Source organism: Streptomyces sp. HSG2, from assembly GCF_016598575.1.
Lineage (GTDB): Bacteria > Actinomycetota > Actinomycetes > Streptomycetales > Streptomycetaceae > Streptomyces.
This window is the reverse complement of sequence record NZ_CP066801.1, coordinates 3,187,775-3,201,435: the sequence shown is the minus strand read 5'-3', so window position 1 is coordinate 3,201,435 and position 13,661 is coordinate 3,187,775. Positions and strand designations below refer to the sequence as shown.

Below are 13,661 nucleotides of genomic sequence, written 5' to 3'. Positions count from 1 at the left end.
TCGCTTGCGCGAATTACCTACTTGGCCTTCTCGAGGATCTCGACGACACGCCAGCGCTTGGTGGCGGACAGCGGCCGGGTCTCCATGAGGAGGACACGGTCGCCGACGCCCGCGGCGTTCTGCTCGTCGTGCGCCTTGAGCTTGTTCGTACGGCGGATGACCTTGCCGTACAGCGCGTGCTTGACGCGGTCCTCGACGGCGACGACGACGGTCTTGTGCATCTTGTCGCTGACGACGTAGCCCTCGCGGGTCTTACGGAAGCCGCGCCGCTCCGTCCCCGAGCCGCTCTTGTTTCCAGTCTCAGTCACGTTGCTCTCGCTCATCAGGCGTTCTCCACCGTCTCGATGCCGAGCTCACGCTCACGCATGAGGGTGTAGATCCGGGCGATGTCCTTGCGGACCGCCTTGAGACGGCCATGGTTCTCGAGCTGGCCCGTCGCCGCCTGGAAGCGGAGATTGAACAGCTCTTCCTTGGCCTCGCGGAGCTTCGTCAGAAGCTCCTCGTTGCCCAGCTCGCGCAGCTCGGACGCCTTGGTACCGGCCGACATCACGCTTCACCTGCCTCGCGCTTGACGATCTTGCACTTCATCGGCAGCTTGTGAGCCGCACGGGTCAGGGCCTCGCGCGCGATCTTCTCGTTGGGGTACGACAGCTCGAACATCACACGTCCGGGCTTGACGTTGGCCACCCACCACTCCGGCGAACCCTTGCCTGAACCCATGCGGGTCTCGGCAGGCTTCTTGGTGAGGGGGCGGTCCGGGTAAATGTTGATCCAGACCTTGCCGCCACGCTTGATGTGGCGGGTCATGGCGATACGAGCCGCCTCGATCTGGCGGTTGGTGACATAGGCCGGGGTCATCGCCTGGATGCCGTACTCGCCGAACGCAACCTGCGTGCCACCCTTGGCCATGCCACTGCGCTTGGGGTGGTGCTGCTTGCGGTGCTTGACCCTACGGGGGATCAGCATGGTGGTCAGGCCTCCGTTCCGGTGCTCTCAGCCGGAGCGGCGGCGGCTGCGGGCGCGTCGGCCTTGGGGGCCTCGGCGGCCGGAGCCTGCTGCTGCGGCTTGCGACCGCGCCGGTCGCCACGACCACCACGGGCCGGGCGGTCCGAACCACCGCGGGCCGGGCGGTTGCCCGCACGCGCGGCGGCGTTCTCGGCGCGGACCTCGGCGATGTTCTTGACGTCGCCCTTGTAGATCCAGACCTTCACACCGATGCGGCCGAAGGTCGTCTTGGCCTCGAAGAAGCCGTAGTCCACGTTGGCGCGGAGCGTGTGCAGCGGCACACGACCCTCGCGGTAGAACTCCGAGCGGGACATCTCGGCACCGCCGAGGCGGCCACCACACTGGATCTTGATGCCCTTGGCGCCCGCCTTCATGGCCGACTGCATGCTCTTGCGCATGGCGCGGCGGAAGGAGACACGGGAGGACAGCTGCTCGGCGACGGCCTGCGCGACCAGCTGGGCATCGGTCTCGGGGTTCTTGACCTCGAGGATGTTCAGCTGGACCTGCTTGCCGGTGAGCTTCTCCAGATCGCCGCGGATGCGGTCGGCCTCGGCGCCGCGGCGGCCGATGACGATGCCCGGACGCGCGGTGTGGATGTCCACGCGGACACGGTCACGGGTGCGCTCGATCTCCACCTTGGAGATGCCCGCGCGCTCCATGCCGGACGTCATCATCCGACGGATGGCGACGTCTTCCTTGACGTAGTCCTTGTACAGCTTGTCGGCGTACCAACGCGACTTGAAGTCGGTCGTGACACCGAGCCGGAACCCGTGCGGGTTTACCTTCTGGCCCATTACCGGGTTCCTTCCTTGCTGCTGACGACCACGGTGATGTGGCTGGTCCGCTTGCGGATCCGGTAGGCGCGGCCCTGGGCACGCGGCCGGAACCGCTTCAGGGTCGGGCCCTCGTCGACGTAGGCCTCGGAAATGAAGAGGCTGTCGACATCGGGGTGGTCGTAGTTGTGCGCGGCGTTGGCGATGGCGCTGTCCAGCACCTTGCCGACCGGCACGCTCGCGGCCTGCGGGGCGAAGCGCAGGACCGCCTGAGCCTCCGTGGCGTCCATGCCACGGATGAGGTCCACCACACGGCGGGCCTTCATGGGCGTGACGCGGATGTACCGCGCCTGGGCCCTGGCTTCCATGGTCGTCCCTTCGATGTTTGTCATGATCTTTCACACCCCGCTGACTAGCGGCGCTTCGACTTCCGGTCGTCCTTGACGTGACCCCGGAAGGTGCGCGTCGGCGAGAACTCGCCGAGCTTGTGGCCGACCATGGACTCGGTGACAAACACCGGGATGTGGGTCTTGCCGTTGTGCACCGCGAGCGTGTGGCCGAGCATGGCCGGCACGATCATCGAGCGACGGGACCAGGTCTTGATGACGTTCTTGGTGCCGGCTTCGTTCTGGGCGTCCACCTTCTTCATCAGGTGGTCGTCGACGAAGGGCCCCTTCTTCAAGCTACGAGGCATCTCAACCCGTCCTTAGCGCTTCTTGTTCGTCTTGCGGCGGCGGACGATGTACTTGTTCGACGCCTTCTTGGGCGAACGAGTACGGCCTTCCTTCTTGCCCCACGGGGACACGGGGTGGCGACCACCGGAGGTCCGACCCTCACCACCACCGTGCGGGTGGTCGACCGGGTTCATGACGACACCGCGGACGGTCGGGCGGACGCCCAGCCACCGCTTGCGGCCCGCCTTGCCCCAGTTGATGTTGCTCTGCTCGGCGTTGCCGACCTCGCCGACGGTGGCGCGGCAGCGCACGTCGACCAGGCGGATCTCACCGGACGGCATGCGCAGGTGGGCGTAGGCGCCCTCCTTCGCCAGCAGCTGCACCGAGGCACCGGCGGAGCGGGCGAACTTCGCGCCCCCGCCGGGACGGAGCTCGATCGCGTGGATCGTGGTGCCGACCGGGATGTTCCTCAGAGCCAGGTTGTTGCCCGGCTTGATGTCGGCCCCGGGACCGTTCTCGACGCGGTCGCCCTGCGACAGGCCGCGCGGCGCGAGGACGTAGCGCTTCTCGCCGTCGGCGTAGTGCAGCAGCGCGATGCGCGCGGTGCGGTTGGGGTCGTACTCGATGTGCGCGACCTTCGCCGGCACGCCGTCCTTGTCGTGACGACGGAAGTCGATCACTCGGTAGGCGCGCTTGTGGCCACCACCCTGGTGGCGGACGGTCACACGACCGGTGTTGTTACGGCCGCCCTTGCTGTGCAGCGGGCGAACCAGCGACTTCTCCGGCGTGGACCGCGTGACCTCGACGAAGTCGGCGACGCTGGCGCCACGACGGCCAGGAGTCGTCGGCTTGTACTTGCGGATACCCATTGTCTCTCAGTCCTCGGAAGTATTTCCGAAATCCTGGACGTTCCGGACCTCCGGTTAGGAGGTCGGACCGCCGAAGATGTCGATTCGGTCGCCCTCGGCGAGGGTCACGATCGCGCGCTTGGTGGCGGCGCGCTGGCCGAAGCCCGTGCGGGTCCGCTTGCGCTTGCCCTGGCGGTTGATCGTGTTGACCCCGGTGACCTTGACCTCCCAGACCGCTTCCACGGCCTGCTTGATCTGGGTCTTGTTGGCCCGCGGGTCGACGACGAACGTGTACTTGTTGTCGTCGAGCAGCGCGTAGCTCTTCTCGGACACGACCGGCTTCAGCAGCACGTCACGGGGGTCCGTGTACGCCTTGCTGACGGGCGTGACGACGGTGTTCTTGCCCTCGGTGGCGTGGCGACGCGCCTTGGCGACGCGCGCGGCCTTGGCGGCCTTGGCGGCCTTCGAGGCGATGGAGGGGTGACGGATGGCCATCAGACCTCGCTCCCTTCGTTGTCGTTGGCCTTCGGGCCGGCGACGAAGGACTCGAAAGCGGCCTTGGTGAAGACCACGTCGTCCGAGACGAGAACGTCGTACGTGTTCAGCTGGCCCGGCTCCAGGATGTGGACCTGGGGCAGGTTGCGGGCGGACAGCCACGCGGCCTCGTCCGAGCGGTCGATGACCAGGAGCAGGTTCTTGCGCTCACTGATCTTGCCGAGCAGGCTCTTCGCGGACTTGGTCGACGGGGTCTCGCCCTCGATCACGCCGGAGACGACGTGGATGCGGTCGTGACGCGCCCGGTCGGTGAGGGCGTGCCGCAGGGCGGCGGCCTTCATCTTCTTCGGGGTGCGCTGCGAGTAGTCGCGCGGCACGGGACCGTGCACGACGCCACCACCGGCGAACTGCGGGGCGCGGGTCGAACCCTGACGCGCCCGGCCGGTGCCCTTCTGGCGGTACGGCTTCCTGCCACCGCCGCGGACCTCGCCGCGCGTCTTGGTCTTGTGCGTGCCCTGACGGGCAGCGGCCAGCTGCGCGACGACGACCTGGTGGATCAGCGGGATGCTGACCTTCTCAACGCCGAAGATCTCCGCGGGGAGCTCGACGGTACCGGCCTTGTCGCCCGCCGGCGAAAGGATGTCAACAGTGCTCATCGGTTACCTCAGGCCCCCTTGGCCGCGGTGCGGACCAGGACGAGGCCGCCGTTCGGACCGGGAACCGCGCCCTTGATGAGCAGCAGACCCTTCTCCGCGTCAACGGCGTGGACGGTCAGGTTCTGGGTGGTGACCCGCTCGTTGCCCATGCGACCCGCCATGCGCAGGCCCTTGAACACACGGCCCGGGGTGGCGCAGCCGCCGATGGAGCCGGGCGAGCGGTGCTTGCGCTGGGTACCGTGCCCGGCGCCGAGGCCACGGAAGTTGTGGCGCTTCATGACACCGGCGAAGCCCTTGCCCTTGCTCTTGCCGGTGACGTCGACCTTCACGCCGGCCTCGAACACCTCGGCGGTGATCTCCTGCCCCAGCGTGTACTCGGAGGCGTCCGCGGTGCGGATCTCGACGAGGTGACGACGGGGGGTGACGTCGGCCTTGGCGAAGTGGCCCTTGAGGGGCTTGTTCACCTTGCGCGGGTCGATCTCGCCGAAGGCGATCTGGACGGACTCGTAGCCGTCGGCGTCGTTGGTACGGACCTGGGTGACGACGTTCGGTCCGGCCTTGACCACGGTGACGGGAACGACACGGTTGTTCTCGTCCCACACCTGCGTCATGCCGAGCTTCTCGCCCAGGATGCCCTTGATCTGCTTAGCCATCTCTCAGATCACCGGCCTCAGAGCTTGATCTCGATGTCGACACCGGCCGGGAGGTCGAGTCGCATCAGGGAGTCAACGGTCTTGGGCGTCGGGTCGAGGATGTCGATCAGGCGCTTGTGCGTGCGCATCTCGAAGTGCTCGCGCGAGTCCTTGTACTTGTGCGGCGACTTGATGACGCAGTACACGTTCTTCTCAGTGGGCAGCGGCACCGGGCCCGCGACCGACGCACCAGTACGGGTCACCGTCTCGACGATCTTCTTCGCCGAGGAGTCGATGACCTCGTGGTCGTAGGCCTTGAGCCGGATGCGGATCTTCTGTCCCGCCATGGCTACTTCGTAGTCCTGTCTCTCTAACGCTCCGGAACCCGGAGTTTCCTGCCTTCACTCCGGCCCACGCGGTCGGGCGTGTCGCACTCTCGCTGACACGGATGTCCCTTGGACGAGCATCCCTGCCGGGGAGGCGCGGACCCTTCCGGAACCGCGGGCCGGGGGCGAAAGGCCCACCGGGTGCCTGGCCGGCGCCGCGCAGACGCTTCCCGAAAGATTCCCGTACGTCCGCCCCGAACGGGGCGACGAGTACTGTGGGACTCGCTTTCGGTCCTCCCGGCGGGAGGCGCGCAACATCAACACTCGACCGAGCAACTCGGACAGTCTGCCACAAGGGGCGGCTCGGGCGCCAATCGGGCCGAAGAGATTACCCCGGGGTCGCCGAAGGTCAAACCCGCCCCGCCGGGCCGCCGGATCCGAACGCCCCGGGGGCGGCCGGAGCCCGGCGTTCACGCGAGCATCCACGGCGATCTGCCCCGACGTGACCTCCGACTGGCCCTCCGGGTCTCTCACGTGACCGAGCCGGCCGCCACCTCGCCGCCGGTACCCGCCGCCGTAGGCGCGGTCGGCTCGACCAACCGGCCCTGTCCCGTCCGGGGGCGGACCCGCGTCGGGCGAAGCGGTCGACGCCGAGGTCACGCCTGCCCCCACGCGGCGAAGGCCCGCCGACCGTGCGCGAGCAGCTCACGCGCGGCGGGCCCGTGCGAGGACTTGGCGACCAGGGCGAGCATCGCGGGTTCTTCGAGGTCGTCGATGACGCGTGCGGTGAGGCGGTCACGGTAGTGGAGGGCCATGGACTCACTGAGGACCGCCGCTCCGAAGCCGCGCTCGGCGAGTCCGACGATGGCGTCGGCGGCACTGGCTTGCAGGGCGATCTCGGGCTGAAGGTTGCGGGCGGCACAGGCCTGGTCGAACACCGTGCGCAGACCGGTTCCACGCGGCATGCACACGATCGGATGAGCGAGCAGGTCGCGCAGAGTGGCCCGCCCCGGCTTCGCCAACGGATGCCCGGCCGGGACCGCCACGACGAGGCGCTCCCTGACGACGGTCAGTGTGTCCAGTCCTTCGTGGCTGGTGTGCGCGGTCCCGACGAGCGCCAGGTCGACGGCACCGGCTCGCACACCGTCCACGAGCCGGTCGGAGTTGTCCTCGAACAGGCCCACCCGCACGCCGGGATGGGCTTGGTGAAACGCGGAGAGGGCGTCGAACAACGGCGCGAGAGTGCAGCCGACGACCATCCCGACGGTGAGTCGGCCTCTGATCAGGTCGGTGACCTCGCCCACGGCCTGCCCGAGGGACCCGGCCGCGGCGAGGGCGGCGCGGGCGTGTTCCAACGCCGCCTTCCCGGCCGCCGTCAACGCGACGGCGCGCGTGGAGCGGTCGAACAGCTCCGCTCCGACCTCGCGTTCCAGCCGACGAATCTGAGCGCTGACCCCGGACTGACTGATATGCACGCGCTCCGCCGCACCGGTGAAGCTCCGTTCCTCGGCGACCGCGACGAAGTACTCCAGCTGCCTCAACTCCATGACTGCTGATTCTAGATGCCAGTAGATTCATCTGTTGGACTTGTGAATGTCGGGCGGCCAGGCTGGGAGGCGTCGAATCCCCAGGAACAGGAGTGGACCCATGCCGGACCGCGAGAAGGCCATGTGCCCCGAGGACATCACGCGCCTGTTCGTCGAACGCTCCAACGCCGGAGACGCCGCCGGGGTCGCCGCCCTCTACGAGGAGGGAGCGGTGATGGCCTATCCGCCCGGCGCCCGGACGGTGGGTCGCGAGGCGATCCGGGCCTTGTGGGAACGCGTCCTCGCCGACCGCCCCCACTTCGAGCCCGAGGCGCCTCTGCCGACGCTGGTCGGCGAGGACATCGCACTCACCTCCACCCCACCCCGCGACGGGTCCGGAGCCCGCGCACAGGTCGTGCGTCGCCAGCCCGACGGCAGTTGGCTGCGCCTGCTCGACCAACCCGAATTCGTCTCGCCCACCGACTGACCTCGCTCCGGAGCACGCGAACCCGTCGGGCCCTACGGACCGGGCCCGACGGACCGTACCCTGGGCGATATGCGCACGCGCCCCACGCTGAGCTGGACGCCCACCGGGGACCTTCCTCCGGCGGGCACGGACCCGGAGCCGGTCGCCGAGGCACTGGCGGCGGGCGGGGTGCTGGTGCTGAGCGGGGCGGGACTGTCCACGGAGTCGGGCATCCCCGACTACCGGAGCGAGGGCGGCAGCCTGGAACGACACACCCCGATGACGTACCAGGACTTCGTCGCCGACCCCAGGGCACGCCGTCGCTACTGGGCGCGCAGCCACCTCGGACTGCGCACGTTCAGCCGGGCCCGCCCCAACGCCGGGCACCGGGCCGTCGCGGCCTTCGAGCGAGGCGGCCTGCTCTCCGGCGTGATCACGCAGAACGTGGACGGGCTGCACCAGGCGGCGGGGAGTGCGGACGTCGTCGAGTTGCACGGCGGGTTGGATCGGGTCGTCTGCCTGTCCTGCGGCGTGTCGAGCCCGCGCGCCGCACTGGCCGTGCGGCTGTCCCGGGCCAACGAGGGCTTCGCGCCGGTCGTGGCGGGGCTCAACCCGGACGGCGACGCCGACCTCGCCGAAGCGCGGGTGGGGGACTTCCGTGTGGTGCCGTGCGACGTCTGCGGGGGTGTACTCAAGCCGGACGTGGTGTTCTTCGGGGAAGCGGTGCCGCCGGCGCGGGTCGCGCGGTGCCGCGCCCTGGTGAGGTCCGCGACCTCCTTGCTGGTCCTGGGGTCGTCGCTCACCGTGATGTCCGGGCTGCGGTTCGTCCGCCTCGCGGCCGGGCTCGGCAAGCCGGTGCTCATCGTCAACCGGGACCCGACACGTGGGGACACCCATGCCGTGACCCGCGTCGCCCTGCCGCTGGGTGCCACCCTGACCGAGGTGGCGACGCGGTTGCGTCTCCCGGTCGGGGAGGCGGGGACGGCGTGAGCGACGCCCGCCCGCGTGTCACGGCGCTCGGCGCCGGCGCGCGTCACGCGGTGATGTCGGACATCCGGCCCCGATGGGCGAAGGAACCGTCGGCCACGGCGAACAGATGGTGGGCGTCCCGGTAGTAGACGGAGGTCGCGGGGTCCCACTGGAGCACCTTGGTGACACCCTCGTGGCGGGTCTCGCGCAGTTGCCGTACGAGGCCGCCCCGTTCGACGGGCGTGCCGCCCAGTTCCGCGACGGCCCGGGCCAGGAAGTGGGCGGCGTCGTAGGCCTCGGCCGCGTAGCGGGGCGGCTCGGAGTCGTCATGGCGGCGACGATAGGCGGCGACGAACGGCGCGGCGGAGGCCACGTCCGAGGGGTCGAGAAAAGGGGCGGCGAAGAGCCAGCCCCGGGTGTCCTCCTCCGGCACGGCGAGAAGTTCACCGGTCATGGCGTGGTAGGTGCCGAGCCGATCTCCGGAGAAGTCCGCCCTCCGCAGCGCGCCGGCGAGCGACGCCGACCGCCGGGCGGTCCCGACGAAGACGACGGCGTCGGCACCGGACTCGACGACCCGCGCGGCGATCCCGTCGAATCCGTCGGTGTCGGTATCGACGTCGACGGCCCATCGGTCGGTCCGGACATCGGAGCCCAGGGCCTCGTCCGTGTGGGCGCACACGAGCCAGCCCATCTCCCCGAGAGCGGCGTCGGGGAGCAGCACGGTGTGTCGGGTGTGGGCGACGTGCACGAGGTGGGCTGCCAGGAGCACGGCGAGGGCCTCGTCACTGGGGCAGGTGGCCACGTTGACACGCTGGACCTGGAGTTCGACAGGCAGGGACCCCAGCGAGACGGACACGCACGCGAGGAGCGCCCGCTGACAGCGCTCGATCACGGCCTCGGCACAGCCGGTGTCGGTGGGGCCGAGCAGGGCGAGGACGGAGTCGTCGGCGGTGAGTTCGTCCGCTATGGCACGGGCGCGGTCCGGGTCGCCGCCGTCGTCGTGGACCGCGAGGTCGAGCAGAAGGTCCGGGGAGTCGGCGTTGATCTCGGCCAGCGCGATGCGGATGCCACGCTCCTGGGCCCGGCCGACCGCCTGCCCCGGACCGGAGAGATCGGCGTGGAGGGCCACGGTGTGTCTCTCCCGTCGACCGGGGGCGTTGCCGGCCGGGGGCTCTGGGCTCGCGAGCGCCCACCGTCCGACCGTGCCGGCTGTGGCGGCGGCGGCCGTCGCCGCGCCCCAGGCGAGCAGGCGTCTTCGCGAGGCGCGGGCACGGCGCGGGCCCTCGGCCTCGGTCTCCCACGCGGCGAGGGTGGAGGCGGCCGGTTCGGCTCCCACGCGGCGGGGGGTGTCCGGCCGGGTGTCCGGGGCGGGCGGGAGGTCCAGCGCCTCGACGGAGTGCCGTGCGATCAGTCGGACGACGGGCTCGGGTGCCCAGTCCTCGGGGTCCGCCACGTCGCGCAGCTCGGAGGCGACCCGCGCGGTGTCGGGGCGGCGAGCCGGGTCCTTGTCGAGGCAGGCGCGCACGAGGGGCAGGAGCCCGGCGGGCAGCCGGGCCAGGTCCGGTTCCCGGTAGACGGTGCGCATGAGGACGGCGGCGGGCGAGCCGGTGCCGAAGGGCCGGTCGCCGGTGGCGGCGTAGGCCAGCAGACATCCCAGCGAGAACACGTCGGCGGACGGGCCGACCTCCCGTCCCGCTCCCCGGGCCTGCTCCGGGGAGAGGAAGCCCGGGGAGCCGACGACGGCGCCGGTTCCGGTGAGCGCGGTGTCCCGGGGGGCGCGGGCGATGCCGAAGTCGATGAGCCGGGGGCCGTCCAGGGCGAGCAGGACGTTCCCCGGCTTGACGTCCCGATGCACCAGTCCGACGCCGTGCACGGCCCGCAGCGCCCCGGCCAGCCGGGCGCCCAGTGCGGCGGTGGAGGTCTCCGGGAGCGGGCCGCACTCGGTCACCGCCTCGGCCAGCGACGGGCCGGGGACGAAGACCGTGGCCAGCCACGGTGGGTCTCCCTCGGCGTCGGCGTCCAGGAGCCGCGCCACCCTAGGGTCGCGGACCCGACCGGCGGTCCGGACCTCGCGTCGGAAGCGGGCGCGGAAGGCGAGGTCGTCGGCGTACGCGGAGCGGATCGCCTTGACCGCCACCAGGGCGCCACCGGGCGCGCGCCCGAGGTAGACCACGCCCATGCCGCCCGCGCCGAGCCGCCCCAGCAGGCGGTACGGGCCGATACGGGAGGGGTCGGAGGGCAGAAGCGGCGGCATCAGACGGGCGGGCCGAAGGGGGCGGGGCCGAGACAGCGGAACCGGCCGTCCTCCACCGTCCACAGGTACACGCCGGTCTGGTCGAGGGTGCGGGCCCCGTTGTCCGGGGTGAAGCTCAGCTCCTGGGTGACGCCCTCGTAGGTGGTGGTGCGGATCGCCGTGGCGAGGTCGCCGCGTTCGCGACGGCGGGCGGGCAGCTCGGCCAGCGCGTGCAGGACGAGTCCGGTGGCGTCGTACGCCTCGGCGGCGAAGGGGGCGGCCTGGGCGCCGAAACGTTTCCGGTGCGCGGCGGCGAAGGGCCGCCCCGAGGCGTGGGTTTCGGGGTCCAGGGCGGGGGCCACGATGACCCAGCCCTCGGCGGCCTGGCCCGCGGCGGTGAGGAAGCGGGGGTCGAGGAGCGGGTCGAAGCCCATGCGGGGGCCGTCGAACCCGCGGACGCCGAGCGCCTCGGCCAGCCGACCGGCCCGGTCGGGCGGCCCCGCGAAGACCACGGCGTCGACCTCTTCGGCGAGCAGTTCCTCGACCGTGGGGCCGAGGTCCACGCGCAGCGAGCTGATCACCTTCGGGACGAAGGGGCGCTGATAGCGGTCGAGGACGCGGCTGAGCACGCCGGTGACCTCCCAGCCGTGGTCGCCGGCGCTGCGGTCGTAGACGACGCCGACGGTGCCGGAGCGGGCTGCGTCACGGAGGTGGGCGGTGAGGAAGAAGGGAAGTTGGGAATCTCCCGGTGTGGCCTGGGCGAAGGAACGGGCGCCGAGGACGAGGAGCTTGACGGCGCCCGCCGAGACCGTCACCACGGGCAGCAGGGCGCGGTCGTAGACGGGCAGCGCCGTGGCGGCCTCCGCGTCGCCGGTCGGGCCGATCACGGCGACGACGGAGGGGTCCGCGACGAACTCCTCGGCGACGGCCGCGGACCGTCCGGGGTCGCCGGCGTCGTCCCGGACTTCCAAGGCGAGCGGGAAGGGGACGTCCGGGCGGGCGTTGAACTCGTCCACGGCCAACCGCACACCCCGTTCCTGCGCCAGGCCGACGCTCTTCCCGGACCCGGTCAGGTCGGCCTGGAGGCCCAGGGTGTGCCCGGGCTCGCCGGTGGCGGCCGGCCCGGGGGTCTCGCGGTCGCCCCGCCACCCGAGGGCCGCTCCACCGGCGGCGACGGCCACCGCACCACCCGCGAGCAGGAGGAACCGGCGCCGCGGCGGACGCCCGTCGGGCCGGCGCGCCTCTGGGACGCCGAGCGGATCGGCGCCGCCGGGACCGCGCTCGGCGTCGGGCGCGGTCCCGGCCCCGTCCGGAGCCGGGGAACGCGACGCGGGGTCGGCCGGGGCGGGCGCCTGCGGGACCGGGTTCGCGTCCACCTCGGTGGGGGCGATGTCCGGGAGCGCGGCTCCCTCGGCCGCGCGGGCGGCGACGAGCCGGGTCACGCGCTCCGGGAGCCAGGACGTCTCCTCGCCCCCGACCTCGGCACCGCCGTCCGGCGGGCGCGGACCGGAAGCGGCCGGGGCGCCGTCCTCGGCGCCGGACGGGTCGAGGGATCGTAGGAGGTCGCGCGCGCCGGGGCGGAGTTCGGCGCTCTTCTCGAGGCATGCCCTCAGGGTCGGCGCCACACCGGCCGGCACCCCGTCGAGGTCGGCGCTCTCGTGCACGGCGCGGAACAGGAGGGCGTCCACCGGGCCGGTACCGAAGGGCGGTCTGCCGGTCGCCGCGTAGGCGAGGACGCAGCCCAGGGCGAAGATGTCGGCGGGTGGGCCGACCTCCGCCCGCCCGGCCCCGTCGATCTGCTCGGGGGCGAGGAAGCCCGGGGTGCCGACCACCACGCCGGTCGCTGTCAGGGAGGTGTCCCCCGGTTCGCGGGCGATGCCGAAGTCGATGAGCCGGGGGCCGTCCAGGGCGAGCAGAACATTGCCGGGCTTGACGTCCCGATGCACCAACCCGGCGTCGTGCACGTCGCGCAGGGCCCCGGCGAGGCGGGCCCCGAGTACCCGGAGGGTCGGCTGGGGCAGGGGCCCGTGGGCGGCGACGGCCTCCGCCAGGGAGGGGCCGGCGACGAAGGCGGTGGCGAGCCAGGGCGCCGGGGCGTCCGGGTCGGCGGCCAGCAGGGGCACGATCCAGGGGTTGCGGACTCTGCTCAGCGTCTCCACCTCCCGGCGGAAGCGGTCACGGAACCCCTCGTCGCGGGCGAAGTCGGCGTGCACCACCTTCAGCGCCACCAAGGCAGCGCCTGGCGACCGGGCAAGGTAGACCACGCCCATGCCACCCTCGCCGAGCCGGCCGAGGAGGCGGTGTCCGGCGACCGTCGCGGGATCCGCGGGGCCCAGCGATCTCACCGGTCGCCGCCTTCCAGGAGGTCGACGAGGCGAGCGCCCATGACGATCAGGCCTCGCGACTGGAGTGTGCCGGGGTCGGGCGCGTCCTCGCTCGCCGCCGCCCGCACCGAGACGGCCACGGTGACCGGCCCGAGCCGGTCCACGGCCCAGCGGAAGGGCAGCACGGTGGCACCATCGCCGCTGCCCTCACCCTGCACGCCCACCTCGAAGACGGAGTCCTCCGCGTAGCTGCCGTCCGCTCCAGGCGGTTGCTCCGCGGAGTTCAGGTTCTCGATCCAACGGCCCGGTCGAAGCTCCTGCCGCGAGCAGCGCATGGCCTCCTCCAGACTGGCGTTGAGCCGGTCGTCGGCGCCCGCTTCGGTGGTGTGGACGGTGACGACGGCGGACACCTGGACCGCCTCCCCCCCTTCGCCGACGGGGAGTTCGCTGTAGCGGGAGAGCGCGGTGAGCACGCCTTGGGGCAAGGGTTTCCTGGTCCAGCGGCAGTCGTCGTCGAGCACGGCCCAGGTGTCCGGATCGCTCTCCGGCGGGTCCTGCGCGACGAAGCCCGCGCCCCAGTCCTCGGGGAGAAGGGCGACCGCTCGGGCCAGGCGCAGCGCCGCCGCCCGGTCCCGGGGAAGCAGGTCGGGCTCGGGCCGGAAGGAACGCGCGGCCCGGGGCACCGTGGGGGTGGCGGAGGCCGAGGATGAACCGGCGCCGTCGGGCGACCGGGC

17 protein-coding genes are annotated in these 13,661 nt (G+C 71.7%); 2 read left to right on the top strand and 15 right to left on the bottom strand.

From position 1 onward, the window contains the following. Positions 1–17 precede the first annotated feature (17 nt). From rpsQ to JEK78_RS13680, 12 genes are all read right to left on the bottom strand, one after another. Positions 18–323 (bottom strand): 30S ribosomal protein S17, encoded by a 306-nt coding sequence (rpsQ, locus tag JEK78_RS13735; protein WP_200258875.1) that lies wholly within the window; start codon positions 321–323, stop codon positions 18–20. Further along, entirely contained in the window at positions 323–547 is a 225-nt protein-coding gene (gene rpmC / locus JEK78_RS13730) for a 50S ribosomal protein L29 (RefSeq protein WP_004984525.1), read from the bottom strand. Before rpmC ends, rpsQ begins: the two co-directional genes overlap by 1 nt. Then, a complete protein-coding gene (gene rplP / locus JEK78_RS13725; protein ID WP_200258872.1) occupies positions 547–966 on the bottom strand; it encodes a 50S ribosomal protein L16 in 420 nt (139 codons plus the stop codon). Before rplP ends, rpmC begins: the two co-directional genes overlap by 1 nt. A 5-nt stretch (positions 967–971) precedes the next feature. Continuing rightward, entirely contained in the window at positions 972–1,799 is an 828-nt protein-coding gene (rpsC, locus tag JEK78_RS13720) for a 30S ribosomal protein S3 (RefSeq protein WP_200258870.1), read from the bottom strand. Continuing rightward, entirely contained in the window at positions 1,799–2,146 is a 348-nt protein-coding gene (gene rplV / locus JEK78_RS13715) for a 50S ribosomal protein L22 (protein WP_200264155.1), read from the bottom strand. Before rplV ends, rpsC begins: the two co-directional genes overlap by 1 nt. Positions 2,147–2,190: 44 nt before the next feature. Then, positions 2,191–2,472: a 30S ribosomal protein S19 gene (gene rpsS, locus JEK78_RS13710; RefSeq protein WP_053759516.1), complete on the bottom strand. Its 282-nt coding sequence runs from the start codon at positions 2,470–2,472 to the stop codon at positions 2,191–2,193. A 12-nt stretch (positions 2,473–2,484) separates the two neighbouring features. Continuing rightward, positions 2,485–3,321 (bottom strand): 50S ribosomal protein L2, encoded by an 837-nt coding sequence (gene rplB, locus JEK78_RS13705; RefSeq protein WP_200258868.1) that lies wholly within the window; start codon positions 3,319–3,321, stop codon positions 2,485–2,487. A gap of 54 nt (positions 3,322–3,375) precedes the next feature. Beyond that, positions 3,376–3,795 carry a 50S ribosomal protein L23 gene (rplW, locus tag JEK78_RS13700; protein ID WP_200258867.1) on the bottom strand — a complete coding sequence of 140 codons (420 nt, stop codon included), beginning with the start codon at positions 3,793–3,795 and terminating at the stop codon, positions 3,376–3,378. After that, entirely contained in the window at positions 3,795–4,451 is a 657-nt protein-coding gene (gene rplD, locus JEK78_RS13695) for a 50S ribosomal protein L4 (RefSeq protein ID WP_200258866.1), read from the bottom strand. Before rplD ends, rplW begins: the two co-directional genes overlap by 1 nt. An 8-nt stretch (positions 4,452–4,459) precedes the next feature. Next, a complete protein-coding gene (rplC, locus tag JEK78_RS13690; protein WP_107465881.1) occupies positions 4,460–5,104 on the bottom strand; it encodes a 50S ribosomal protein L3 in 645 nt (214 codons plus the stop codon). 17 nt (positions 5,105–5,121) lie between these two features. Further along, entirely contained in the window at positions 5,122–5,430 is a 309-nt protein-coding gene (rpsJ, locus tag JEK78_RS13685; RefSeq protein WP_003948644.1) for a 30S ribosomal protein S10, read from the bottom strand. A 635-nt stretch (positions 5,431–6,065) separates the two neighbouring features. Then, on the bottom strand, positions 6,066–6,956 hold the full coding sequence (locus JEK78_RS13680) for a LysR family transcriptional regulator (protein ID WP_200258865.1): 891 nt from the start codon (positions 6,954–6,956) through the stop codon (positions 6,066–6,068). A 100-nt stretch (positions 6,957–7,056) separates the two neighbouring features. Here JEK78_RS13680 and JEK78_RS13675 point away from each other — a divergent pair, with 100 nt between their 5' ends. Together JEK78_RS13675 and JEK78_RS13670 are read left to right on the top strand one after the other, a co-directional pair. Then, positions 7,057–7,422, top strand: coding sequence for a nuclear transport factor 2 family protein (locus JEK78_RS13675; RefSeq protein WP_200258864.1), 366 nt, complete (start codon positions 7,057–7,059; stop codon positions 7,420–7,422). Positions 7,423–7,491: 69 nt separating this feature from the next. Next, entirely contained in the window at positions 7,492–8,391 is a 900-nt protein-coding gene (locus tag JEK78_RS13670) for an NAD-dependent protein deacetylase (protein ID WP_200258863.1), read from the top strand. Positions 8,392–8,434: 43 nt separating this feature from the next. Here the strand turns inward: JEK78_RS13670 and JEK78_RS13665 are convergent, their stop codons facing one another. Genes JEK78_RS13665 through JEK78_RS13655 form a run of 3 tightly spaced genes read right to left on the bottom strand, consistent with a single transcriptional unit; the run spans position 8,435 to position 13,610 of the window. Continuing rightward, positions 8,435–10,624, bottom strand: coding sequence for a bifunctional serine/threonine-protein kinase/ABC transporter substrate-binding protein (locus JEK78_RS13665; protein ID WP_200258862.1), 2,190 nt, complete (start codon positions 10,622–10,624; stop codon positions 8,435–8,437). Next, positions 10,624–12,948 carry a bifunctional serine/threonine-protein kinase/ABC transporter substrate-binding protein gene (locus tag JEK78_RS13660; protein ID WP_200258860.1) on the bottom strand — a complete coding sequence of 775 codons (2,325 nt, stop codon included), beginning with the start codon at positions 12,946–12,948 and terminating at the stop codon, positions 10,624–10,626. The genes JEK78_RS13665 and JEK78_RS13660 overlap by 1 nt, the downstream gene beginning before the upstream one ends. Beyond that, on the bottom strand, positions 12,945–13,610 hold the full coding sequence (locus JEK78_RS13655) for a hypothetical protein (RefSeq protein WP_200258858.1): 666 nt from the start codon (positions 13,608–13,610) through the stop codon (positions 12,945–12,947). The genes JEK78_RS13660 and JEK78_RS13655 overlap by 4 nt, the downstream gene beginning before the upstream one ends. Between the last annotated feature and the right edge of the window lie 51 nt (positions 13,611–13,661).

Excerpts from the sequence above, each read along its gene's own strand:
- rpmC (WP_004984525.1), bottom strand. The coding sequence starts at position 547 with ATGTCGGCCGGTACCAAGGCGTCCGAGCTGCGCGAGCTGGGCAACGAG.
- rplD (WP_200258866.1), bottom strand. The coding sequence starts at position 4,451 with ATGAGCACTGTTGACATCCTTTCGCCGGCGGGCGACAAGGCCGGTACC.
- rplP (WP_200258872.1), bottom strand. The coding sequence starts at position 966 with ATGCTGATCCCCCGTAGGGTCAAGCACCGCAAGCAGCACCACCCCAAG.
- JEK78_RS13670 (WP_200258863.1), top strand. The coding sequence starts at position 7,492 with ATGCGCACGCGCCCCACGCTGAGCTGGACGCCCACCGGGGACCTTCCT.
- rpsS (WP_053759516.1), bottom strand. The coding sequence starts at position 2,472 with ATGCCTCGTAGCTTGAAGAAGGGGCCCTTCGTCGACGACCACCTGATG.
- JEK78_RS13680 (WP_200258865.1), bottom strand. The coding sequence starts at position 6,956 with ATGGAGTTGAGGCAGCTGGAGTACTTCGTCGCGGTCGCCGAGGAACGG.
- rplW (WP_200258867.1), bottom strand. The coding sequence starts at position 3,795 with ATGGCCATCCGTCACCCCTCCATCGCCTCGAAGGCCGCCAAGGCCGCC.
- rplV (WP_200264155.1), bottom strand. The coding sequence starts at position 2,146 with ATGGAAGCCAGGGCCCAGGCGCGGTACATCCGCGTCACGCCCATGAAG.
- rplC (WP_107465881.1), bottom strand. The coding sequence starts at position 5,104 with ATGGCTAAGCAGATCAAGGGCATCCTGGGCGAGAAGCTCGGCATGACG.
- rplB (WP_200258868.1), bottom strand. The coding sequence starts at position 3,321 with ATGGGTATCCGCAAGTACAAGCCGACGACTCCTGGCCGTCGTGGCGCC.
- rpsQ (WP_200258875.1), bottom strand. The coding sequence starts at position 323 with ATGAGCGAGAGCAACGTGACTGAGACTGGAAACAAGAGCGGCTCGGGG.
- rpsC (WP_200258870.1), bottom strand. The coding sequence starts at position 1,799 with ATGGGCCAGAAGGTAAACCCGCACGGGTTCCGGCTCGGTGTCACGACC.
- rpsJ (WP_003948644.1), bottom strand. The coding sequence starts at position 5,430 with ATGGCGGGACAGAAGATCCGCATCCGGCTCAAGGCCTACGACCACGAG.
- JEK78_RS13675 (WP_200258864.1), top strand. The coding sequence starts at position 7,057 with ATGCCGGACCGCGAGAAGGCCATGTGCCCCGAGGACATCACGCGCCTG.
- JEK78_RS13665 (WP_200258862.1), bottom strand. The coding sequence starts at position 10,624 with ATGCCGCCGCTTCTGCCCTCCGACCCCTCCCGTATCGGCCCGTACCGC.